The 24599-nt window shown below is 55.3% G+C and carries 20 protein-coding genes; 9 read left to right on the forward strand and 11 right to left on the reverse strand.

What is annotated here, in order from left to right:
* The first annotated feature begins 81 nt into the window (after positions 1-81).
* On the forward strand, positions 82-1770 hold the full coding sequence (locus tag L579_RS13940; protein WP_021184859.1) for a sugar phosphorylase: 1689 nt from the start codon (positions 82-84) through the stop codon (positions 1768-1770).
* Here L579_RS13940 and L579_RS13945 read toward each other — a convergent pair whose 3' ends face one another.
* Entirely contained in the window at positions 1771-2040 is a 270-nt protein-coding gene (locus L579_RS13945; RefSeq protein WP_021184860.1) for a DUF1471 domain-containing protein, read from the reverse strand.
* 114 nt (positions 2041-2154) lie between these two features.
* Positions 2155-2931 carry a pimeloyl-ACP methyl ester esterase BioH gene (gene bioH / locus L579_RS13950; RefSeq protein ID WP_036626729.1) on the reverse strand — a complete coding sequence of 259 codons (777 nt, stop codon included), beginning with the start codon at positions 2929-2931 and terminating at the stop codon, positions 2155-2157.
* Between the two features lie 34 nt (positions 2932-2965).
* Here bioH and gntX point away from each other — a divergent pair, with 34 nt between their 5' ends.
* Entirely contained in the window at positions 2966-3643 is a 678-nt protein-coding gene (gene gntX / locus L579_RS13955) for a DNA utilization protein GntX (RefSeq protein ID WP_021184862.1), read from the forward strand.
* Between the two features lie 58 nt (positions 3644-3701).
* Positions 3702-4277, forward strand: a complete 576-nt coding sequence (gene nfuA, locus L579_RS13960; RefSeq protein ID WP_013510835.1) for a Fe-S biogenesis protein NfuA — start codon at positions 3702-3704, stop codon at positions 4275-4277.
* Positions 4278-4314: 37 nt separating this feature from the next.
* Here the strand turns inward: nfuA and malQ are convergent, their stop codons facing one another.
* The 5 genes from malQ to glpE all read right to left on the reverse strand — a co-directional run bounded on the left by malQ (position 4315) and on the right by glpE (position 11023).
* Complete coding sequence (malQ, locus tag L579_RS13965; RefSeq protein ID WP_021184863.1) at positions 4315-6375, reverse strand: 4-alpha-glucanotransferase; 2061 nt, start codon at positions 6373-6375, stop codon at positions 4315-4317.
* 99 nt (positions 6376-6474) lie between these two features.
* Entirely contained in the window at positions 6475-8880 is a 2406-nt protein-coding gene (gene malP / locus L579_RS13970) for a maltodextrin phosphorylase (protein ID WP_021184864.1), read from the reverse strand.
* 148 nt (positions 8881-9028) lie between these two features.
* On the reverse strand, positions 9029-9787 hold the full coding sequence (locus L579_RS13975; protein WP_013510838.1) for a DeoR/GlpR family transcriptional regulator: 759 nt from the start codon (positions 9785-9787) through the stop codon (positions 9029-9031).
* Between the two features lie 48 nt (positions 9788-9835).
* Positions 9836-10663, reverse strand: a complete 828-nt coding sequence (gene glpG / locus L579_RS13980; RefSeq protein WP_036626762.1) for a rhomboid family intramembrane serine protease GlpG — start codon at positions 10661-10663, stop codon at positions 9836-9838.
* Between the two features lie 33 nt (positions 10664-10696).
* Positions 10697-11023, reverse strand: coding sequence for a thiosulfate sulfurtransferase GlpE (gene glpE, locus L579_RS13985; RefSeq protein WP_021184866.1), 327 nt, complete (start codon positions 11021-11023; stop codon positions 10697-10699).
* A 227-nt stretch (positions 11024-11250) separates the two neighbouring features.
* Between glpE and glpD the strand changes: the two genes are divergently transcribed.
* Positions 11251-12759 carry a glycerol-3-phosphate dehydrogenase gene (glpD, locus tag L579_RS13990; protein ID WP_021184867.1) on the forward strand — a complete coding sequence of 503 codons (1509 nt, stop codon included), beginning with the start codon at positions 11251-11253 and terminating at the stop codon, positions 12757-12759.
* Between the two features lie 211 nt (positions 12760-12970).
* Here glpD and iolE read toward each other — a convergent pair whose 3' ends face one another.
* Genes iolE through iolD form a run of 3 tightly spaced genes read right to left on the reverse strand, consistent with a single transcriptional unit; the run spans position 12971 to position 16887 of the window.
* Entirely contained in the window at positions 12971-13867 is an 897-nt protein-coding gene (gene iolE / locus L579_RS13995; RefSeq protein WP_021184869.1) for a myo-inosose-2 dehydratase, read from the reverse strand.
* 12 nt (positions 13868-13879) lie between these two features.
* Positions 13880-14893, reverse strand: a complete 1014-nt coding sequence (locus L579_RS14000) for a Gfo/Idh/MocA family protein (protein ID WP_021184870.1) — start codon at positions 14891-14893, stop codon at positions 13880-13882.
* Between the two features lie 59 nt (positions 14894-14952).
* The gene (gene iolD, locus L579_RS14005; protein WP_021184871.1) at positions 14953-16887 is read right to left on the reverse strand and encodes a 3D-(3,5/4)-trihydroxycyclohexane-1,2-dione acylhydrolase (decyclizing); all 1935 of its coding nucleotides are present in this window, start codon (positions 16885-16887) and stop codon (positions 14953-14955) included.
* A gap of 529 nt (positions 16888-17416) precedes the next feature.
* Between iolD and iolC the strand changes: the two genes are divergently transcribed.
* From iolC to L579_RS14020, 3 genes are all read left to right on the forward strand, one after another.
* The gene (gene iolC, locus L579_RS14010) at positions 17417-19330 is read left to right on the forward strand and encodes a bifunctional 5-dehydro-2-deoxygluconokinase/5-dehydro-2-deoxyphosphogluconate aldolase (protein ID WP_021184872.1); all 1914 of its coding nucleotides are present in this window, start codon (positions 17417-17419) and stop codon (positions 19328-19330) included.
* Positions 19331-19595: 265 nt separating this feature from the next.
* Positions 19596-20438: a MurR/RpiR family transcriptional regulator gene (locus L579_RS14015; RefSeq protein ID WP_013510847.1), complete on the forward strand. Its 843-nt coding sequence runs from the start codon at positions 19596-19598 to the stop codon at positions 20436-20438.
* A 107-nt stretch (positions 20439-20545) separates the two neighbouring features.
* Positions 20546-21460: a LysR substrate-binding domain-containing protein gene (locus tag L579_RS14020; protein ID WP_021184873.1), complete on the forward strand. Its 915-nt coding sequence runs from the start codon at positions 20546-20548 to the stop codon at positions 21458-21460.
* Positions 21461-21584: 124 nt separating this feature from the next.
* Here L579_RS14020 and L579_RS14025 read toward each other — a convergent pair whose 3' ends face one another.
* Entirely contained in the window at positions 21585-21866 is a 282-nt protein-coding gene (locus L579_RS14025) for a CBU_0592 family membrane protein (RefSeq protein ID WP_021184874.1), read from the reverse strand.
* A 194-nt stretch (positions 21867-22060) separates the two neighbouring features.
* Between L579_RS14025 and L579_RS14030 the strand changes: the two genes are divergently transcribed.
* Complete coding sequence (locus L579_RS14030; RefSeq protein ID WP_021184876.1) at positions 22061-23650, forward strand: ABC transporter substrate-binding protein; 1590 nt, start codon at positions 22061-22063, stop codon at positions 23648-23650.
* A complete protein-coding gene (locus tag L579_RS14035; RefSeq protein WP_021184877.1) occupies positions 23650-24597 on the forward strand; it encodes an ABC transporter permease in 948 nt (315 codons plus the stop codon). Before L579_RS14030 ends, L579_RS14035 begins: the two co-directional genes overlap by 1 nt.
* Positions 24598-24599 lie beyond the last annotated feature (2 nt).

Here is a 24599-nt window from a genome sequence, read left to right on the forward strand (position 1 = left end):
TCAGGTTGATAAATCGTCCCATCCAGCTACGCTGAAAAAATCCGTGTGAAAAAATGACCCTCCGCGTGGCACAGCGATCTGATGGATATTATCAACGCCTTACTTGATGAGATTTATGCAGGCACTTTCCCTGTGGCGGCTCGTGAGCGTCTGCTTTCCCACATACGTGCGGCACGGGATACGGTCAAAATCCCACGGAAACCGCGCTGGGATGAGAAAGATGTGGTGCTGATTACCTACGCCGACCAATTGCGTGAACCAGATGTCCCTACGCTTGCCACCTTCTCGCGTTTTTATCAGCAACATTTGCAAGACACATTTTCTCTGGTCCATCTGCTGCCGTTCTTTCCTTATTCATCGGATGATGGTTTTTCGGTTATCGACTATCACCAGGTCAACCCGATTTGCGGCGACTGGCAGTATGTCGCGGCGCTACACACCCATACCCGGCTGATGTTCGATTTTGTTTGCAACCATATGTCAGCGCACAGCAGTTGGTTTCGCCATTTTCTGGCGCAGGACCCCGGCTGGGATGACTTTTTTATCAGCATGCCACCCGCCACCGATCTCAGTGCCGTGACCCGGCCTCGCACCTCACCGCTGCTGACGCCATTCGAAATGGCGGATGGCGCAACGCGCTATATCTGGACCACCTTCAGCGCTGATCAGATTGACCTCAACTTCGCCAACCCGGAAGTCCTCATCCGTATGGTCAACGTGTTGCTCGATTATCTGAAGAAAGGGGCCGACTACGTGCGCCTCGATGCGGTGGGTTATATGTGGAAAACGCCTGGCACCAACTGTATCCACCTGCCCAAGACTCATCAGCTGGTGAAGTTGTTTCGCGCGATTGCCAACGTGGTCGCGCCGGGTACGGTGATCGTCACAGAAACCAATGTGCCGCACAAAGACAACATCAGTTACTTTGGCAACGGCCACGACGAAGCGCAGATGGTATATCAATTTTCCCTGCCGCCGTTGGTGCTGCACGCCATTCATTCCAGCTCCGGTCGCGCGCTGCGTCAGTGGGCCAGCACGCTGGACACCGGTAGCGGTGATACCACCTTTTTTAACTTTCTCGCCTCACATGATGGCATTGGCCTCAATCCCGCGCGCGGCATTTTATCGGAAGTAGAAATTGTGGCGTTGGTGCGTGACCTGGCGCTGGAAGGGGCGCTGGTTTCCTACAAAAACAATCCGGATGGCACCACCAGCCCGTATGAAATTAACGTTACCTATCTGGATGCGCTAAATCGTCAGGACGACGATGACAACACGCGACTACGCCGTTTCCTGCTGGCACATGCCATCCTGTTGGCCTTTCCCGGCGTGCCTGCCATCTATATTCAAAGCATCCTCGGTTCACGTAACGACAACGAAGGCGTGCATGTCGCCGGGCACAACCGTGCCATCAATCGCGAGAAGTTCAGTGTGCGTGATATGGAACAGTTGCTGAGCGGCGGCAATGCGCTTCGTCAGCAGGTGTTTGAACGCCTGAGCGCGCTGATTCAACTGCGCACACGTCAACCTGCGTTCCATCCCGACAATCCGATGACATTATTCGACAGCGATAACGCGTTGCTGGTCCTGCGTCGTCACCAGCCCGATAACCAGGAAGCGGTTCTTTGCGTATTTAATCTTAGCGGTCGCGAGATTGAGACGATGTTGCCGCAGGCTCGGCAATTTCACGATTTAATCAATGGTGGGAATATTGATGGCAACCAGCCGGTGCGACTGGCTGCCTGGCAATTTATGTGGCTGAAGGGGTGATTATTTATACACATCCGCGACAGCACTGAACTTGCCATGTTCGCGGCCCGCAATCACCAGAAAATATTTTCCGCCCTTCTCATCCGCCAGTTTTGACAACTCTTTTTTGGCATCCATCGGCGAGGTGGTTTCTGCCGTGGTGGTCACCGTACCGATTTTCTCCAGATTCATTTTCTGCACTTCTTCTTTAGTCACCTCTTTGGCTGCCAGTGCCGAAAAGGAAATCGCGCCCATCACCATCGCCGCCACAACCGTGTTGATAACTTTCATGTAATCATCCTCAGTTATTATTTGATTTGCAGAGATGTCGGCAGGAAGTTGATTGCAGAGGTAAAGCATTCCTGCCCACCCGGAAAGTATTGACCTTTCCGGGAGAATTGCCAGCTAGCGCGGCAGACGGCCACTAAAGCTAAGAATATGCTGACAAAATGCTTCCGGGTGCGAGATGAATGGCGCATGGGCCGCTTTCTCCATCACCACCGATGGCGATTGTGGCCAGCGCACATCCAGTTCTGCCGCGATACGACGAGGCACCAGTCCGTCCAGATAGCCATACAGGCGCAGGAATGGCAGCCGGAGAGCATCCAGCGACGCACGCAAATCACAGTGACGCAGAATCTCCAGACCGCCTTCCAGTACCGCCACTGACGGCATTGGCTGGGATAACACCACTTCTTTCAGTTGGCGAGCATCCTGCCGCGCGCTTTCCGTTCCCAGCGTCTGCAAAGCCAGAAAACGTTCCACGGTGCGTTGAAAATCATTACTTAATTGCTGCTGAAAGCCATGCAGCGTTTCCGGCTTAATACCGGGCCATTCTTCGCTGGCGGTAAAGCATGGCGACGAAGCCACACTGATCAGCCCCCGAATGGATTCCGGCACCGTAAGCGCCAGTTGACTGGCGACCAGACCACCCAGCGACCAACCCAGCAGCAGGCTGCGTTCCGGCAAATGCTCCACCAGATGCTGTGCCATAGCGGGCAGCGTCATGGCACCAAATCCCTGGCTGCGACCAAAACCCGGTAGATCGACCAGGTGTAAGCGAAAATGCGGGCTGAGTCGCGGAATGATGTTTTGCCACACTTCGGCATTCAATCCCCAGCCGTGCAGCAGCACAAGATCGCAATCCCCCGTGCCGGTGGTGTGCCACCAGATCGAACTCATCGGTTATTATCCTGAAAGTGAAAAGGAGGTCGCTATGCTATCAATCCCTGCCCTGTGTTGGCTATGCCGTTTGCCGCTACGCATGGCGCAACACGGTCTGTGCAACGGGTGTTTGCGTCAGTTGCCGGTATTACCCGAACTTTGCCCACGCTGTGGCCTGCCCGCCCGTGCCGATCAGGTTTGTGGGCGCTGCCTGCAACGACCGCCACCGTGGCAACAACTGATCTGCGTCAGCGGTTATCAACCCCCGCTCAGCCACTGGGTTCATCAGTTGAAGTTTTGCCGCGCCACCGCACTCAGGGTGATGCTGGCGCGGCTACTTTTGCTAAAGTGGTTAGCCATGCGGCGATGTTATGCGCTTCCCCGACCAGATATCATCTTCAGCGTGCCCCTGCATCAGCGTCGCCACTGGCGACGTGGCTACAATCAGGCGTCGCTGTTGGCGCAACCGCTGGCGCGCTGGCTAAGTTGTGACTACAGGGAAGGCATAAGCCGCGTACGTCAGGCTGCGGTGCAGCATGAGCTGAGCGCATCGGCGCGTAAAAAGAACCTGCGCGGCGCGTTTCAGCTTGAAATCCCGGTAGAGGGACGCCATATCCTGCTTATCGATGATGTGGTGACCACCGGCAGTACGGTGGCAGAAATCAGCCGCATGTTGCAGGCCGCAGGCGCGGCCAGCGTACAGATTGGATGCCTGTGCCGTACCTTGTAGAGCGTCGGCGTTGGGCGTATTATAACCAACTAAATTAGTCAACTATTGAGCAATCGCCATGATCCGTATTACTGATGCTGCCCAAGAGCACTTCTCAAAACTTCTGTCAAAACAGGAAGATGGCACCCAGATCCGCGTATTCGTGATTAACCCGGGTACACCAACCGCCGAGTGTGGCGTATCTTACTGCCCGCCCGATGCCGTTGAAGCGACGGATACCGAGCTGAAGTTTGAAAAGCTGTCAGCCTATGTTGACGAGCTGAGCGCCCCTTACCTGGAAGACGCGGAAATTGACTTCGTCACTGACAACCTCGGTTCCCAGCTGACGTTGAAAGCGCCAAACGCCAAAATGCGTAAAGTCTCTGACGATGCGCCAATGGTCGAACGCGTGGAATACCTGTTGCAGGCACAGATCAACCCGCAACTGGCAGGCCACGGTGGTCGCGTTTCACTGATGGAAATCACCGATGACGGTTACGCCATTCTGCAATTTGGCGGCGGCTGCAACGGTTGTTCGATGATTGACGTGACGCTGAAAGACGGTATCGAGAAAGAGCTGCTGGCAGCCTTCCCGGAACTGAAAGGCGTGCGCGATCTGACCGAGCACCAGCGCGGCGAGCACTCCTACTACTGATTCCCAACGTGCGACAGCGACCCGACGCTGTCGCGCGTTAAACCCGCTTCCTGCCGATACTCACAGCCTTCAGCAATCGTTGCACTTCCCCCTCTGCAAACATCGCCTCCAGCGTGGTACTGAGCTTACGACGCCAGTTAGGATACTGTTCAACTGTGCCCGGCACATTCACCGGTGAGTCCATACCCAACCAATCTTCCGGTTGCAGGCCCAGCAACGCGCTGTCGGTAGCCGCCAGAAAACGGTGCATCGCCAGATTGAGCGCGGGTGACATCCCCCGTTTGGCCGCCTGTTTACCGCTGGATTTGGCTAACGCCCCGGCCTGATGCAATGCATCCAGTAGCGCCTGCTTCTGTTTTTCCCGCTGTTGCTGCAATGACTGCAACACGCTTTCACCAGGATACAAACCGAGCTTATTTCCCAGCAACAAGTCACCCGCCTCCCAGAATCCGGTCAGGGTTGGCAGATCGTGGGTGCTGGCACTGGCAATTGACTGGCGCGGATACTCCTCTGGCTGACGATAACGCCCATCACGATGCTGCTCAAACCACAACACCTTCCATGAAAAGATGCCGCTGTTGCGCAGCAGGCTGACAATCTCAGCAGGTACCGTACCGAGATCTTCACCAATGACCATGCAACGATGGCGCTGACTTTCCAGCGCAAGGATCGCCAGCAGGTCCTGCACCGGATAAGCGACATAGGCCCCTTTATCCGCCGTCTCACCCCAGGGAATCCACCACAGGCGCAGCAACCCCATCACATGATCGATACGCAACGCGCCGCAATCGCGCATGTTGGCTCGCAGCAGATCGATGAACGGTTGATAGCCGCGCGCACGCATCACATGAGGATCGAGCGGCGGCAGCGACCAGTTTTGCCCGAGTGGACCGAGGCGGTCTGGCGGTGCCCCAACCGACGCACCTAACTTGTAGAGCTGAGGATCCTGCCAGGTTTCTGCACTTCCCTGGGCCACACCGACCGCCAGATCGCGATACAACCCTACCGCCATCCCCAACTGCTGGCTACGCTGCCAGCACTGCGCAAATTGCTGCTGCGCCAGCCACTGCAACCAGCTCCAGAACTGAATCTCGTCCTCATGCTGCGTACACCATTGCTGGACCTCGGCCTGCTGCGCATTGCGCCAGCCTTCTGGCCAACCCGTCCAACCCCACGCCTGTTGATCGTCGGTGTGCCGTTCTGCCTGAATGCCGTCAAACGCTGCCTGGTAGCGCAGGTGCTCGCCCCCCTCCACCACAAACTGCTGAAACGCCTCCTGCTGGACGCCATGCTGACGAAATGCCTGCCATGTGAGACGTAGTGCGTGGATTTTCAGCTCTGCCACCGTGCTGTAGTCCACCCATTCGCTGACGCGAGCTTTCTCCAGCATCCGTCGCGTTTTGGCGCTGTTCCACCAGCGCTGCGCCGCGTGGCTTTGCTGGAAATCCGTCAGTTGGCTGACATCGATATACAGCACGTTCAGCCAGCGGCGTGAGGTGGGACTGTAGGGGCTGGCCATCTCTGGCTGTGCCGGGTAAAGCGCGTGCAGCGGATTGAGCCCAACGAAATCGCCCCCCAGCGCCGCCACCTGTTCCAGCATGCGCTCCAGATCGCCAAAATCCCCCATGCCCCAGTTGTGTTCGGAACGCAGGGTATAGAGCTGAACCAGCGCCCCCCAACGTTTTTCACCTTGCTCCAATGGCGCAGGCAGGTAACAACGGCGCGGGGCGAGGATGATACGGGTTTGCCACTGCTGGCGGCCTTTACGCAAGATAAGCTGATGGTAGCCCTGTGGTAACCGGGGAGGCAGCGTCAACGGTTCGCCCCCCTGCACGCTGCCGTGAAATTGCTTACCTTGTTCGGAAATCAACTGCCAGTGGAATTCGCCACTGCCTTGCGGCGTCAGTTGGCGCTGCATCCGTCCCCTGAATACCTGGACCGGCGGTAACGGCGGTGCTTTGCCCGTTGGCGCGTCCATCACCGCCAGCAGCGCCCGCTTGGTGTCATCACTGATGGTTGCAGGCTCGCCGTTGGCATTGATAAAACGCAGCGCGATGCCCGCGGCCTGTGCGGCTTGATCCAACTTGTTCAACGTCATTGCTGCTCCTGAATCGCGTAAGACACATTCGGTAGCGGCACGATTTATCGCGCAAAATCAATCAGCGCGATAAATCGCGCCGCTACGAGACGTGCAGATTTACCGTTTCGCCTGCCAGATACGTTTCTGGTAATCACGGATAGAGCGATCGGAGCTGAACATCCCATTGCGGGCGGTATTGAGGATGGCCGCTTTGGTCCAGGCTTCCTGGTCCTTCCACAGTGCCTCAACACGCTGTTGCGCCTCGACGTAAGCATCGAAATCGGCTAACACCAACCAGGGATCGCCGTTTTTCGTCAGGCTATTGAGCAACAAATCAAAGGCGTGTTTGTCGCCATCGCTGAATTTGCCCTTTTCCAGTTCTTTCAACAGCCCGTCGAGATGTTTATTGGCCTTACGCAGTTTTTTCGGATGGTAACCCTCGGCCTTCAACGCTTTAACCTCATCCACGGTATGACCAAAGATAAAGATATTCTCCTCGCCAACTTCCGCCGCAATCTCAACGTTGGCACCATCCAGCGTACCGATGGTGAGCGCACCATTCAGCGCCAGTTTCATATTGCCGGTGCCGGAAGCTTCATATCCGGCGGTCGAAATCTGTTCGGAGAGATCAGCCGCCGGGATCATCAGTTCAGCGGCGGTAATTCGATAGTCAGGAATAAACACCACCTTCAACTTATCGCCCACTTTCGGGTCGTTATTGACCACCTCAGCGACCTTGTTGATGGCATAGATAATATTTTTTGCCAGGTAATAACCCGGCGCGGCTTTCGCGCCAAACAAGAACACCCTCGGGACAAAGTCAGGATTTTTTGGGTCATCGCGCAGTTGACGGTAGCAATGGAGGATATGCAGCAGGCTGAGATGCTGACGTTTGTATTCGTGCAGGCGTTTGATCTGTACGTCAAACAGCGCCTCGGGATTCACCTGAATGCCGGTGACCTGACGGATGTACTCGGTCAGTTGCTGCTTATTGGCCTGCTTGATTTTGCGGTACTTCTGGCGGAACGCTTTTTTAGCGGCAAAAGGCTCCAGCGCTTTTAGCGCCTCAAGATTGTTGGCCCATTCCACCTGCAATGTCTCGTCAAGCAACGCCGACAACCGTGGGTTACATTGCTGGAGCCAGCGACGCGGGGTGATGCCGTTGGTGACATTATGGAATTTCTTCGGCCAAAGCTGGTGATATTCCGGGAACAGATCTTTCACCACCAACTCGGAATGCAGCGCCGCCACGCCGTTGACGGCGAAGCCACTCACCACACACAAATTGGCCATCCGTACCTGACCCTCCGCAACCACCGCCAGCTTCTGCCACACCGCCTCATCATCCGGCCACTGACGTTGCACCAGTTTCTTCAGACGTCGGTTAATCTCACGGATGATCTGCATATGGCGTGGCAACAAACTGCGCACCAGACGCTCGTCCCAGCGCTCCAGCGCTTCCGGCATCAGCGTATGGTTGGTATAGGCAAACACGCGGCTGGTGATGTGCCAGGCGTCATCCCAGCTCAGCTGATGTTCGTCCAGCAGCAGGCGCAACATCTCTGGAATCGCAATGGTCGGGTGGGTGTCATTCAGTTGAATCACTTCGTAGTCTGGCAGGTCATGCACCGAACGCCCGGCCAGATGATGCCGCCGCAGAATATCGCCCACCGCGCAGGCACACTGGAAATATTGCTGCATCAGGCGCAGGCGTTTACCTTCCTGATGGTTGTCATTGGGATAGAGCACCTTGGTGAGTTTGGCCGCCTCAATGCCCGACTGCTCCGACTGGAGAAACTTTCCGCCATTGAACAGCGTCAGATCAAACGGGTGATCGCTGGTCGCTTTCCATAACCGCAGCGGTAAGGTTACGCCATTACGATAGCCTACCACCGGCAGATCCCAGGCTTCCCCTTTTAGCCAGAAAGCGGGCTGCCAGTACCAACCGCCGCTTTCCGTTTTCTCAACTTTGCCGCCGATACCGACCTGCACATCATGCGCTGCGTTATGGCGAAACCACGGGTAGCGATCGCGCTGCCAGTCATCCGGCGCTTCTTTTTGCTGGCCATCATCAAACGACTGACGAAACAGGCCATATTGATAATTCAGGCCATGCCCCATCGCTGCCTGACCCACGGTGGCCATTGAATCCATATAGCAAGCGGCTAAACGTCCCAGCCCACCGTTACCGAGCGCCGGATCGACCTCTTCTTCCAGTAACTCGCTTAACGAAACCTGATAAGTCGCCAGCACTTCCTGCACTTCCTGATACCAGCCGAGATTCATCAGGTTGTTGCCGGTCAGACGGCCAATCAGAAATTCCATCGACAGATAATTAACATGGCGCTGGCCTTTGCGTGGCGTCAGTGGGGGTTGCGTCGCCAGCAGCTCCGCCAGCGCAGCGCTTAGCGCCTGCCACCATTGATGCGGCGTCATTTGTTGTGCTGAAGAAAGTCCAAGATATTGCCACTGGCGGGTAAGTGCGGCGTCAAAACGCGCTTTATTGAATTTTTGTTGCGACATATCAATCCCTTCCGAGTCCGGTAACGGTGAAGCGAAATTGGGGAGCGCATGGCCAGATGCTGGCCTGAATGGATAAGTAAAGACGGGTCAGGAGAAAAAAGCGACAGAAAAACAAGGCGGGAGAGAAAAAAACCCGCCTCGTGCAGATTTAGCAGAGTTCGAGTTGTACTTCGTGTTGCTCAATCACCTTCATCACGCTGGCAGGTGGCGTGAGGTCGGTATACAGATAGTCGATCAGGCTCATGTTGCCCAGGTTCACCATCGCGTTGCGACCAAATTTTGAGTGATCCACCACCAGCATCACGCAACGTGAGTTTTCAATGATCGCGCGCTTGGTGCGAACTTCGTGGTAGTCGAACTCCAGCAACGAGCCATCCATATCAATACCGCTGATACCAAGAATGCCGTAATCCAGGCGGAACTGGGAGATAAAGTCGAGGGTGGCTTCCCCCATAATGCCGCCATCGCGGGTACGCACTTCGCCACCGGCAATGATGACGCGGAAATCCGGTTTCGCCATCAGCAGCATCGCGACGTTGAGGTTGTTGGTGACAACACGCAGATTGCTATGATTAAGCAACGCATGCGCCACTGCTTCAGGCGTGGTGCCAATATCGATAAATAATGTCGCCCCATCGGGGATCTGGCTGGCAACGCGCTCGGCAATACGCGCTTTTTCAGCCGACCACATCATTTTTCGGTCCTGCCAGGCGGTATTTTCCGAGCTGGAGGGTAGCGCTGCACCGCCGTGATGACGCTGAATTTTGTTTTGATCGGCCAGATCGTTCAAATCGCGCCTGATGGTCTGTGGGCTGACTTCAAAGTGATCCACCAGCTCTTCCGTGCTGACATATCCCTGACGCCGGACCAGATCGATAATGGCGTCATGACGTTGCGTCTGCTTCACATCTCTCTCCTGTTCACGGCTTGATGCCGCGTTTTTCTTCTTCTGGTATTAACGGCGCACCACTTTCTTACGCGTATCAACAAACGCCATCGCTAACCCAACCAGCAGGCCGGTAACGTGTGCCGCATTGGCAATCGACAGACCAAATGCGCCGTACCAGCCAATAATCAACCACACAATAGCGAACCCCATCAAACCGCGCTCGAGATAAATACCACTTTCGGGATCGCGCTCGCCTCGCAACCAGCAATAACCCATCAACGCATACACCACGCCAGATAAACCGCCAAACAGCACGCCGCTAAATTTAGCCTGCATCCAGCCGGTAAGTAGCGCGGAAATGAGCATGATGACAAATAACTTGCCGCTCCCGAGACGCTTTTCGACTGCCCCGCCGAGATACCACCACCACATCAGGTTGAACAAAATATGCAGCAGGGAAAAATGCAGCAGCGCATGACTGAACCAGCGCCACACCTGGAAATATTGCTGCGGCCCATCAGGCCAGCCCAACCAGCCAAGCAGGGTTTCATCACCGAAAATCTGCATCAGGATAAACACCGCGACACAGGCCATCATCATGGTCATGGTGAGCGGGCCTGCGCGTTCGCGAATGTTCGCCCAAATATGGCTTCGCTCATAACGCAGCCCACTTTCCGTGCTGCCGGTATGCCAGCTGGCGGCCTGATAACGTGGGTGGTTGGGATCACGCACGAACTGCGCGAGTTCGTTTTCGACCATATCCAGCTTGCTTTCGTCTTCCAACAGAATGACAAAATGGCTTTCACGTTCAATCGTTAACCTGACGCCACGCGTCGCCATATAGTCCACAAACGCCTGGGCCATGCGCGGATTATTGAACTGGGTAATGCGCATCATGCGGTGCTCTCCGTACCTTTATCTAAAGGCTCACATCGTACCAGTTGTCACCTGAGCCGGAAACGCCGCACGCCAGGCGTCAAATCCACCATCAATACTGTAGGCCGCGCTAAACCCTTGTCCCAGCAGGAACTGCGCGGCACCTTTGCTGCTATTGCCGTGGTAGCACATCACCAGCACTGGCAGGTCATGATTGGCCTGGCTGATAAAATCGGCGAGGTTGTCATTCGACAGGTGTAACGCACCTGCGGCATGGCCCAGAGAGAAGCTTTGCGGATCGCGGATGTCCACCAGCTGCGCACCTTGTGTCAGATGCTCCTGAGCCTGTAGGACGTTAATACACTCGAAGGTTTCCATGGTTTCTCTCATCACATCGTCACAATTAACGCCTAGTTTACCCTGAGTTGTGAGCGCCATAACCTGATAAAGCATGTGGCTTTGTGTTTTTTTTCTGCCGGAATGTTAGCTGTATCACGCAAAGATGTTTTTATTAGGTTAACCGCTGGCATCAATGTTGGTTTCCGATTATTATTATGCTCGAAAACGAACATTTAAGAACGATTCCGAACATCGGAGGAGATGACGTGGAAACCAAAGACCTGATCGTTATCGGCGGCGGCATCAACGGTGCCGGCATTGCAGTGGACGCTGCAGGACGCGGACTGTCGGTGCTAATGCTGGAGGCGCGGGATTTGGCCTGTGCAACCTCCTCTGCCAGTTCCAAACTGATTCACGGTGGCCTGCGCTACCTTGAACACTACGAATTTCGCCTGGTGGGCGAAGCGTTGGCGGAGCGTGAAGTGCTGCTGAAAATGGCACCGCATATTGCTTTCCCGATGCGCTTTCGTCTGCCACACCGCCCGCATTTACGCCCGGCGTGGATGATCCGCATGGGCTTGTTTATGTATGACCATCTCGGCAAACGCACCAGCCTGCCGGGTAGCAAAAGTCTGCGTTTTGGCGCGGATTCGGCACTTAAGTCTGAAATCACGCGCGGATTCGAATATTCCGACTGCTGGGTGGACGATGCGCGCATGGTGGTGCTCAATGCTCAGGAAGTGGTGAAACAAGGTGGCGAAGTACGCACCCGTACCCGTGTAACCCGCGCCTGGCGTGAGGCTGGCCTGTGGATGGTGGAAGCCGAAGACATTGATACCGGCAAAACCTACACCTGGCGCGCCAAAGGGCTGGTGAATGCTGCTGGTCCGTGGGTTAAACAGTTCTTTGACGATGGCCTGAAACTGAAATCGCCTTATGGCATCCGTCTGATCAAAGGCAGCCATATTGTGGTGCCGCGCGTACATCGTGAAAAACAGGCCTACATCCTGCAAAACGAAGATCATCGTATCGTGTTTGTCATTCCGTGGATGGATGAGTTCTCAATCATCGGTACCACAGACGTCGAATACAAAGGCGATCCAAAAGACGTGAAGATCGACGATAACGAAATCAACTATTTGCTGAAGGTGTATAACGCGCACTTCAAAAAACAGCTGACGCAGGAAGATATCGTCTGGACCTATTCCGGTGTACGTCCGTTGTGTGACGACGAATCCGATTCACCGCAGGCCATCACCCGCGATTACACGCTGGATGTCCATGACGATAATGGTCAGGCTCCGCTGCTGTCGGTATTTGGCGGCAAGCTGACCACCTACCGTAAGTTGGCGGAACACGCGCTGGAAAAACTGGCGAAGTATTATCCGAACGCCGGCCCGGCCTGGACCAAAAATGCGGTGCTGCCGGGAGGCAATATCGCCGGTTCGCGCGAAGATTACGCCGCCAGCCTGCGTCGCCGCTACCCATTTATCAGCGAAGGTATGGCGCGTCATTATGCCCGTACCTTTGGCAGCAACACCGAAGTATTGCTGGAAGGTGCACAGAGTCTGGAAGATCTCGGCGAGAACTTCGGTCATGAGTTTTATGAGGCCGAACTGCGTTATCTGGTGAAACACGAATGGGTGTATGAACTGGATGATGCCATCTGGCGTCGTACCAAACAGGGGATGTGGCTGAGCGATGCCGAGCAGGCGCGCATTCGCGAATGGTTGGCAACTCACCGCCAGAAACCGACGCTGTCGCTGGCATCCTAAGCCGTAAAGTCAGATAACAGGCCGTAACCCTCTTCAGGGTTACGGCCTTTTTTTGCGCGATGAATCGCGCTGGAGCGGTCTGTAACGGCGCGATTCATCGCGCTGGCGCAGTCTGTAGCGGCGCGATTTATCGCGCTGGCGCAGTCTGTAGCGGCGCGATTTATCGCGCTGGTGCAGTCTGTAGCGGCGCGATTCATCGCGCGTTTTTACCTTAAAGACCGGTATTCTCGCGAATATATTTCCGCGCTTTCACCGCATATTCAAACGGGTTAGCCAGCGCCGGGTCCTGTTCCGCTTCCACCACCATCCAGCCTTTATAGCCGAAATCATCGAGGATTTTGAACACCGGTTGGAAATCGATGACGCCATCGCCCGGCACAGTAAAGGTGCCTTTCTTCACGCCATCGAGGAACGACAACGAATTCGCGCGCACTTCTGCCACCACGCTGTCGCGCACGTCCTTCAGATGCACATGGAAAATGCGTGGCAGGTATGTGGTCAGCACATCCAGCATCGCCTGTTGCGAACCTTCTGAGTAGTAGATGTGGCCGGTGTCGTACAGCAAGCCAACATTCTCATTGGTCGACGCCATAAAGCGGTCGATTTCCGCCGGGGTCTGAATCGCCGTGCCCATATGGTGATGCAGACATACACGCATCCCTTTCTTTGCCGCAATCTCCGCCAGCTCGTTATAGCCTTCGGCTGTCAGACGCCACTCTTCATCGCTAAAAATTGGCTTCTGCTCCAGAACCGGCAAGCTGGTGCCCTGAATACTTTTGCTCTGCTCGGAGCAACCAATCACGCGCGCGCCCATAGCATGCAGGAAGTTCATATGGTTGGTGAATTCGTCGATAGTTTTCGCTTTATCGCCATTAGCGAAGAAGGTACTAAACCAGGCGTTACAGATCTGAATGCCGCGAATATCCAGCATGGGTTTCAGCACCGCCGGATCGCGCGGGTATTTGCTACCCACTTCGCTACCGGTAAAGCCCGCCAGCGCCATTTCGCTGACCGTTTGCTGGAAGGTGTTTTCGCTGCCCAGTTCCGGCATGTCATCGTTGGTCCAGCCAATCGGCGCAATCGCCAGTTTTACATTGTCTTTGTTCATGGGAAGCCCTGATTATTTGTTGTAGAAAGTCGGACGCGGTGGCATTTCAACCGCTTCGATAGCCCCGCTGTTCTGCGCTTTCAGGCAGGCATCCGCCGCCACTGAGGCCGCAAAACCATCCCAGGCAGAAGGCCCGGTCAGTTGGCCGGCTTTCACATCATTGATAAACGCCTGCAACTCCACGTCGTAAGCCTCGATAAAACGATCTTTCCAGTCAGTCAGAATGGCGTTGCCAAGACGGGCGTTTTTACGCATCTGAATCGCTGAAGGTTCCGGCAGTTTCGCAATGCCCTCTTCCCCCACCACCTCGCACTGGATGTCGTAGCCGTACGCACAGTTCACAAAGATTTCCACGTCGATGCGGATCCCTTTCTGCGTTTCAAACAACACGATTTGCGGATCTTTCAGCTTCGCATGCGTTTTCGAGGTCACGCGCGGGAACACCACCTGCACCGTTTTGTAGTCGTCTTCCGTCAACCAGCGCAGCACGTCCAGCTCATGAATCAGGGTATTGGTAATGGCCATGTCGGTGGTGTAGTTCTCGCCAACGCTCTGGTTGCGATGCGCGCAGTGCAGCATCAGCGGCTCGCCGATTTCACCGTCGGTGATGACCTTTTTCAGTGCGCGGTAACCGGCATCATAAGGGCGCATAAACCCGACCTGGACCAGGCGTTTGCCGTGTTTGATTTCTGCATCGACAATGCGGCGACAACCCTCGGCGCTCAGTGCCAGCGGCTTTTCACAAAACACCGGTTTGCCCGCAGCAATCGCCGCGAGGGTAAATTCTTCATGTGTCGGATCCCATGAAGTGACCAGCACCGCATCAACTTCTGGCGAGTTGATCACCTGATGACCATCCTGATAAACCTCGGCATCAATATTCAGACGTTGCAGCGCAGCACGCGCGCCTTCCACATTAATATCTGAAACCGCCACCACCTTCGCACCCTGTAGCACATTGTTGCAGCGGCGGATATGTTCCTGACCAATTGCACCGGTACCGATAACACCGAGTTTGAGCGTCATAATTACACCTGTAGAGTCGGATAAGGGTAAATAAAGGCCGGAGAAGTCCGGCCTGAAGATCAGTACTTACGCGCCTGTTCGATATGCGCGTTAAGGTTGTCAGCTACCTGTTGCGTGCGCTCGGAAGTGGACGCTTGCGCGACCCCGACGTGCCACCAGCTGAAGTATTTGTGCACCATAGTTTTCGGCAGCACTTTAATATCGATAAGCGTTGAGACCGTCTGCTTCTGCGCATCGGCCAGTGCGGCCTTCAGCTGCTCCAGGCTGGTGACGCGATAGGTTTTGCAGCCGTAACCTGCGGCAATCGCCGCAAAATCCACCGGAACAAAGCCACCGTCCAGCTTGCCGCCTTCCGGGTTACGGAAGCGGAACTCGGTGGTGAAGCTGTCCATACCGTGTTCCATTTGCAGGTTGTTGATACACCCGTTGGTCATGTTATCCAGCAGGATGACGTTGATTTTCGCCCCTTCCTGAACTGAGGTGACCAGCTCGGAGTGCAGCATCATGAAAGATCCGTCACCGACCATGGCGTAGACTTCACGCTGCGGCTCAGCCAGCTTCACCCCCAGCGCGGCATTCACCTCGTAGCCCATGCAGGAGTAGCCATATTCAACGTGGTACGAGTTGTAATCTTTGGTGCGCCACACGCGTTGCAGGTCGCCCGGCAGACTGCCCGCGGCCGCGACAATCACCGCATCCTTTGGGAGTTGCTCGTTTAAGGTGCCCAGCACGCTGCTCTGCGTCAGTACCGACTGCGTCAGGCGCTGGAATTCGGCAAACAACGCTTCACGGTCGATATGGTCGGCGATTTCTGGGATGAAATCGTCGGTGTTATAGGTCGCGGCATACACGCGCTGCGTCTCTTTCAGCAGCTTACTTTGCGCCTGATCGATCTGGCCGCCCCAGTGACTTTCAAAGCCCTGCAACCCCTTATCCAGCGCGGTCAGCGCTTCGCGGGCATCGGCCAGCAGTTGCACCGCATCCAGCTTGTAGCTGTCGAAGTTGTTGACGTTGATATTGAGATAGCTGACGTCCGGGTTCTGGAAAATCCATTTCGAAGCGGTGGTAAAATCGGTGTAGCGCGTCCCCACGCCAATCACTAAATCCGCTTCTTTCGCCAGCAGGTTAGCCGCCAGACAGCCGGTTTCACCGACGCCGCCGACATTTAGCGGATGGTCAGAGACAATCGTGCCTTTCCCCGCCTGCGTTTCGGCAAACGGAATGTTGAAACGCTCAGCAAACTGGCGCAGCGCTTCACCCGCTTCGGAATATTTCACGCCGCCACCGCATACAATCAGTGGCTTATGTTTACGCGCAATCAGTGCCAGTGCCTCTTCCAACTGGGCCACCGTGGGTAGACGGCGATCCAGACGATGTACGCGCTTCTGGAAGAAATATTCCGGGAAATCCCAGGCTTCACCCTGCACATCCTGCGGCAGCGCAATGGTCACCGCACCGGTTTCCGCCGGATCGGTCAACACGCGCAATGCGTTTATACAGGCGGTCATCAGCTGCTCCGGGCGGCTGACGCGGTCCCAGTATTTGCTGACGGCACGGAAGGCATCGTTGGTGCTGATGCTGAGATCGTGGCTTTGCTCGATTTGTTGCAACACCGGGTCCGGCTGGCGCGTGGCAAACACATCGCCCGGCAGCAGTAATAAAGGAATACGGTTGGCGGTTGCGGTTGCGGCGGCGGTGATCATGTTGGCTGCGCCCGGTCCGACCGACGAGGTACAGGCAATAATCTGGCGGCGCAGCGACTGCTTGGCAAAACCGATGGCGGCATGCGCCATACCTTGCTCGTTACGGCCCTGATGCACCACCAGATCGCCGCTGTCCTGTTCCAGCGCTTGCCCCAGTCCCAGCACGTTGCCGTGACCGAAAATAGCGAAAATGCCTTTCACAAACTTGGTTTCAACGCCATCAACGTTCAGATACTGGTTATCAAGAAATTTCACCAGCGCCTGTGCCGTGGTTAATCTGATTGTGCCCATATGCTCATCCTTTACATGCTGGTACCTGTGAACCAGGTACAACGCGGTTGACGTCAACGCACCGGAAATGGCGACCGCGGATAAGTGAAACGTGAGGCGATTATAAACAAATATTTTTTCCATAAAATACGATTACAGAAGAAACATTTCATTTTGCGATGGAGATCAAATTCAGGGATGGAACGGACCCAGACACAGGCCAAAAAAGGGGGGAAAGTGGAACAACAATAAAGCAAAGAAGCCTCATAAAGAAATTTCATTTCACTTCAGCAGCTTCCATTATTTCTCAGGGTTTTCCTGAGAGCTGGCTCACAAGCCAGAGCATCCGTGAAACTTGTCTTGCCACTCTCCCCTGCACGCTACGTTGTTCAGAGTTTTACCTGGTTCACAAAATCGTGACAGATATTTCATTTCATATTGAATTTGGAATTTTTATTCCCCATACTGCGACCATAGCCAATCAGGCACCTTGAGAACCCGGAAGCACAGCGCCCGAAGTGTCTGCTTATCACAGAAGGAAACCACAAGTATGAGTACACAACAGAAGCGGCTTGATGTGATTTGTATCGGACGCATCGCCGTCGACCTCTACGGTCAGCAAATTGGCGCGCGACTGGAAGATATGAGCACCTTCGCTAAATACCTCGGCGGATCTTCCGGCAACGTTGCCTATGGCACGGCCATCCAGGGGTTGAAATCCGCCATGCTGGCACGCGTCGGGGACGAGCATAATGGCCTCTTTCTGCGTGAAACCCTGCAACGCGTGGGTTGCAGCACTGAGGGGTTGATTACCGATAAACATCGCCTGACCGGGCTGGTGATCCTCGGTATTAAAGATGAAGAGACTTTCCCGCTGATTTTCTACCGTGACAACTGCGCGGATATGGGGCTGGTACCCGAAGATATTCAGGAAAATTTCATTACTTCCTCACGCGCTGTCGCGGTAACCGGTACTCACCTGTCGCATCCTCATACCCGTGCCGCGGTATTGAAAGCGCTGGATATCGCCAGGCGAAACGGCCTGCGCACTGCGCTGGACATCGACTATCGCCCGGTGCTGTGGGGGCTGACTTCACTCGGCGACGGTGAAACGCGTTTCATCGAGTCCAGTCAGGTCACAAAACAGCTTCAGGAAGTGGTGCACTATTTCGATCTGATTGTCGGAACAGAAGAAGAGTTTCATATCGCCGGTGGTAGCACCGATACCCTTACCGCGCTGAAAAACGTGCGTCAGGCCAGCCAGGCGACGCTGGTGTGCAAACGCGGCCCGCTGGGTTGCGTGGTATTTGAAGGCGCGATCCCGGATAGCTGGGAGCAAACCAAACTGCACAGCGGCGTGCGCGTAGAAGTGCTGAACGTACTGGGCGCGGGTGATGCCTTTATGTCTGGCCTGCTGCGTGGTTGGCTGAACGATGAAGGCTGGGAACAGGCGTGTCGCTATGCCAATGCCTGCGGCGCACTGGTGGTATCTCGCCACGGCTGCGCGCCAGCGATGCCGACCAAAGAGGAACTGGATGATTTCCTCAGCCGCGATCAAGAGGTAAAACGCCCGGACCTCGATACCCGTCTCAATCATCTGCACCGTGTTACCTCGCGCACCCGCGAGTGGCCGGAACTGAACGTGTTCGCTTTCGACCATCGTAAGCAGTTGGCCGATATGGCGCGTGAGGCCGGTGTCGATGAAAGCCGCATCCCGCAACTCAAGCTGCTGCTGTTGCAGGCAGCACAAGAGGCGTCGCAACAGGCCGGTCTGGACAGCAAAAGCGGCATCCTCGCGGATACCACCTACGGCCAGAAAGCGTTGAACGCCATCACCGGTAAAGGCTGGTGGATTGGTCGCCCGATTGAGTTACCCAGTTCGCGCCCGTTGCGTCTGGAGCACGGCAATATCGGCTCCCAGTTGATCGACTGGCCACAGGAACATGTGGTGAAATGCCTGGTGTTTTACCACCCACATGACAGCGCGGAACTGCGCAAAGAGCAGGACGATCTGCTGCTGGATGTGTGGAAGGGTTGTAACAAAAGCGGGCACGAGCTGCTGCTGGAAGTGATTTTGCCGGAGAGTAACCCGGATAAAAAAGAGTCTTACTATGTCGATATGCTGAGCCACTTCTATAGCCTCGGCATCCAGCCCGACTGGTGGAAGTTACCGCCGTTGTCGGCAGAAACCTGGCAGGCGGTAAGCAGCCTGATCGAGCAGCAGGATCCTCACTGCCGTGGCATTCTGCTGCTCGGCCTTGATGCACCGGAAGAGAAGCTGAAAGCCGGTTTCGCGGCGGCGGCTCAGGCACCGTGGGTGAAAGGTTTTGCGGTCGGCCGCACCATCTTCGGCCAGCCATCACGCCAGTGGTTGCAGGGCGAGCTGGATGACCAGGCGCTGATTGAAACGGTGAAAGGTAATTATCTGCGCCTGATTGAGTACTGGCGCGCGGCACGCGGTTGAGTGGGCTACCCTCACCCTAACCCTCTCCCGCAAGCGGGAGAGGGGACAGATCGAGAGAACTTGCATATTGCACTCCCCCTCTCCCGTCTTGCGGGAGAGGGCCGGGGTGAGGGCAACAGCACGCACCACATCCCTGCATTTTGTGAGGCGTTTCATAAACCGATGAAATAACCGTCACGATGCTGCCAAACAAATGAAATTTTCCATCCATCTGGTACTATAGCGCTCATTATCCAGCCACAATGTTTATTAGCAGGCCGAAGTAATGACCAATAACCCCACCCAACTGACTTTGTTACAGGACGACATTCGTCGTCGTTATGAGACGCTGAGTAAACGCCTGAAACAGGTGGCGCGTTATATTCTTGATAACAGCAACAGCATCGCTTTCGACACCGTGGCCTCAATCGCGCAGCAAGCGGATGTCCCCCCTTCTACGCTGATCCGCTTTGCCAACGCCTTTGGTTTCAGTGGTTTTAACGAGATGAAGCAGGTTTTCCGTCAGCACCTGATGGAAGAGACGGTGAACTACACCGAACGCGCCCGCCTGTTCCGTCAGACCGCCACCGACGACAGCGCCTCTTCGCCGGAAAGCCCGGTCGAAATCCTCAACGTCTTCACTATGGTCAACAGCCAGGCGCTGCAACAGCTGGCGATGCAGGTTAACCCTGACCAGCTCAACAAAGCGGTGAAGATGCTGAATGAAGCGGAAAATATTTACATCATTGGTCTGCGCCGTTCGTTCAGCGTGGCGTCATATCTGGTGTACGCGCTGCGCCATCTGGAGCGTCGCGCGTTCCTGATCGATGGCCTCGGCGGCATGTTCACCGAACAGCTAAGCATGGTGAACCCGAAAGACGTGGTGATTGCCATCAGCTATTCACCGTACGCGCGTGAAGCGGTAGAACTGGTGGAACTGGGTGCCAAACGTGGCGCGCACCAAATCGCCATCACCGACAGCCAGGTCAGCCCGCTGGCGGCCTTCAGCGATGTCTGCTTTGTGGTACGCGAAGCGCAGGTTGATGGCTTCCGCTCACAGGTGGCGTCTCTGTGCCTGGCACAAACCCTCGCGGTTTCCCTGGCCCTGAATAACGTCGAAAAAGCCTGACCCTGCGGCTGGCAGCGAGACGCTTGCCAGCCTCCCCCGCGATGGTTAGTGTGTGAGGATCGCGACCGCTGCGGCGGCGCATTCTCCCCCGTACCGAGGCAGGATTGATGCAGATCGAACCTTTACCGCCCCTCAACACGCTCATTGCCTTCGAGTGTGTGGCGCGCTACGGCAATATTTCGCGCGCGGCTGAAGAACTTAACCTGACGCAAAGCGCCACCAGCCGCCAGATTTTGCAGCTGGAAGAGATGCTCGGTTGCAAACTCTTCACCCGCACGCAACGCCGGGTGTTACTGACGCCACGCGGCGAGGCTTATGCCACCCAGGTACGTCAGCAGCTCTCCGCCCTGTCCCATGCCACCGCAGAAGTGATGGGCTGGAACGGCCTGCCGCAGGTGACGATTGCCTGCACCAGCGCGATGGGATCGCTATGGTTAGCCCCAAGACTCTCCGCGCTGCACCGCGAATTACCCGATTTGCAAATCCGTATGAAAATCTCCGACAGTTTCGGCGATATGCGCTCATCGGAGTTTGACCTGGCAATTTTCTATCTACGCGAAGCCCCGCCAGGCTTTCAGGCCACCCCGCTGTTTGACGAAATCTGTTATCCGATGTGCGCCCCTGAGTTCCTGACCAGGCTGGAGGATAATGCCTCCGCTGAATCATTACTCCACCATATGTTGCTGATTCAGGACGACCCGCAGCGTGAATGGACCGGCTGGAGTGACTGGTTCGCCTCGCAAAATGTGTTGAGTTTTGTGCCACGCCAGACCTGGCGGGCGAATAACTATCCGTTTCTGGTACAGGCGGCGGTGCGGGGTGACGGGATATTACTCGGCTGGGAAGGCTTAGTGCAGGATCATCTCAACCGGGGTGAGCTGGTCCCCGCCCATAGCGGCAAGCTGGCTGCCAACGGCAAATGTTTTCTGCTGATCCCGCAGGACCGCTATCTCAAGCCGATTGTGCGCCATGTTATGAGCTGGCTCCAGCACCAACATCAGACTGAAATGTTGCCATTATAAAAAAACGGTGATGCAGCAGATTATTTGCCACATCACCGTTTATACAAAACATAAGTAAATTAATATCACGTCATAGGTTTTTCTTATATATAAAATAAAAGCCTATGCCGCTATTTCCCTTTCTTTATTGCTGGGTATCCATCGGCGGAAGTTTATTTTTTAGCGCGCCGCGTCGGCGATGTGAAGAATGCATACCAACCAGCGTAAAAATTAACCACATCGACTGGGAAATCACCATCGCCAAATTAAAATCATGACTCAATGAATAGAGGCCACAAACCCCTCCCGCGATATTCAGACAAGCATAAATATCTGAATCAATGACTAATTTACGCAACTGAACCAGTGCGTAAGCCAGTAAGTAACAAAAAACGCCAATTAGCCCAACTATCGTATGCAGTTCCACATGCATTTTCCCTGGTGTTGCCTGATGATCAGGAAATTATCTTTTTTGTGGGTGTTCTGCTGCGCGTTTTTCGCATAGTCTGATACGAAAATCTCATACATCAGGTTTTATTGGTTTTGATATAAATCAGAAATAACTGCGCTAAGGCTCAGGGTGATTAGTAAAACAGGGCGAATAACAACGGAGAAAAATAAATGAAAGACGAGCAGGACAAATTTAACAAATATCTTCAGGGCGCGAATTTAAGCCGCCGTTCATTTATCAATACTGCCGCGCTGATTGGTGCGGGTACGGCATTATCACTTTCTCCTTTCGCCGGTTTTGCGGCTGAGGCCACCCCGAAAAAAGGCGGCGTGCTGAAACTCGGTATGTCCGGCGGCAATACCAGCGATTCACTGGACCCAACGCTGTTCAGTGACTGGGTGCCGCTCAACCAGGCTTACATGCTGATGAACGGCCTGATCGAGATTGATGAGAACAATCAGGCGACGCCAGAGCTGCTGGAAAGCTGGTCGGCAAAACCCGGCGCGCAGGAGTGGACCTTTAAAGTACGCCAGGGCGTGACCTTCCATAACGGTAAGACCCTGACGGTAGAAGATATTCTCTACTCCATTAACCTGCATCGCGGCGACCAGTCGCGCAGCGCCATCAAAACCCAACTGGCGAGCATCACCGAGCTGAAGAAAAGCGGTGATAACGAAATCACCCTGACGCTGGACAGCGGCAACGCCGACTTACCTTATCTGCTGGCGGATTACCATCTGGTGGTGGTGCCGGACGGCTTCACCGACTGGAAACACCCGATCGGCACCGGCGGCTTTGTCTTTGATCAGTACCAGCCTGGCGTGCGTTCTTACTTCAAACGTAACCCGAATTACTGGAAACCGAATCGCGCCTTTGTTGATGCGGTCGAAGTGCTGGTGATCAACGATGCCACCGCACGTACCAACGCCCTGATCTCCGGTCAGGTCCATGCCATTAACCGCGTGGATTTCAAAACCGTTGATTTCCTGAAACGCAGCCCGGCGCTGAACATCATCCGTTCGTCTGGCGGCCAGCACTTTACCTTCCTGATGGATTGCCGCGTTGCGCCGTTTAATAACAACGACGTACGTATGGCGATTAAATACGGTATCGACCGTGAAAAACTGTTGGCGACCGTACTGCGTGGCTACGGCTCACTGGGTAATGACCATCCGATCCCGAAAACTGACCGCTTCTTCAACAAAGCGCTGCCCCAGCGTGCTTATGATGCCGACAAAGCGAAGTTCTATTTGAAGAAAGCCGGACTGACCAGCCTGCCGGTCGAACTCTCCTCCTCCGATGCCGCCTTTGCCGGTGCGCTCGATGCTGCTGCGCTGTTCCAGGGTCAGGCCGCACCGGCGGGGATTCAGGTCAGCATCAAACGTCAGCCTGCCGACAGCTACTGGGACGACGTGTGGATGAAAGCCCCGTTCAGCATGGGTTACTGGGGTGGTCGCCCAACCGCTGACCAGATGTTCTCCACCGCATGGCAATCCACCGCCAAGTGGAACGATACCCACTGGAAGAATGAGAAATTCGACAGCCTGCTGATTCAGGCACGTTCGCTGCTGGATGAGCAGAAACGTGCCGAGATCTATGGCGAATTGCAGCAAATCGCCAGCGATGATGGTGGTGCGATGATCCCGCTGTTCGGTGACTACCTTGATGCCACCAGCAAAAAACTGGGCGGCGTAAAACCACATCCGATGTTCAACTTTATGGGTGGTCGCCTGGCTGAACGCGTCTGGCTGGAGTCGTAATGAAAAAGCAGATTTTACATCGCCTGCTGCTGGGCTTGCTCACGCTCTGGCTGGTGTCGTTACTGATTTTTGTCGGTACGGAATTGCTGCCTGGCGATGTCGCCAGCGCAATTCTCGGACAAAACGGTACGCCGGAAACCATCGCCGCGCTGCGCACGCAGCTCGGACTGGATCAGCCCGCCATCTGGCGCTACCTGCATTGGCTGGGTGGCGTTTTGCACGGCGATCTCGGTAACTCGCTGGCGAACAACCAGCCGATTAGCGCGGAGCTGTTACCGCGTCTGGCGAATACGCTGTTCCTCGCCGGTTATGCCGCCATCATCGCCATTCCGCTGGCGGTGCTGCTGGGTATCGCCTCGGCGGTGTGGCGTGGTTCCTGGTTTGATCGTCTGGCTAACTCGCTGACCTTGCTGAGTATTTCCGTGCCGGAGTTCTTTGTCGGTTATGTGCTGGTGATTTTCTTCGCCATCCGCCTGGCGTGGTTTCCCAGTCTGGCGCTGGTCGACCCGGATGCCGGTTTCCTTTCACGCCTGTACGCCTGCACCCTGCCAATGTTGACGCTGGTGCTGGTGGTGCTGGCGCATATGTTGCGGATGACCCGCGCCTCCGTGGGCGCGGTGATGTCGAGCAGCTATATCGAAACCGCGCTGCTGAAAGGCCTGTCGCGCTGGCGCATTGTGCTGGGCCATGCGCTGCCCAATGCGCTGGCACCGATCATCAACGTCATCGCCTTCAACCTCGCCTATCTGGTGGTGGGAGTGATTCTGGTCGAAGTGGTGTTTGTATATCCGGGCATTGGGCAACTGATGGTGGATGCGGTGACCAAGCGCGACCTGCCGGTGGTGCAGGCTTGCGGGCTGCTGTTTGGCGGCACCTACATTCTGCTCAACACCGCCGCCGATTTGCTGGCGATTTGGTGTAACCCACGACTGCGCCACGCGAGGTAAGC

The organism is Pantoea sp. AS-PWVM4, from assembly GCF_000468095.1.
Taxonomy (GTDB): domain Bacteria; phylum Pseudomonadota; class Gammaproteobacteria; order Enterobacterales; family Enterobacteriaceae; genus Pantoea; species Pantoea phytobeneficialis.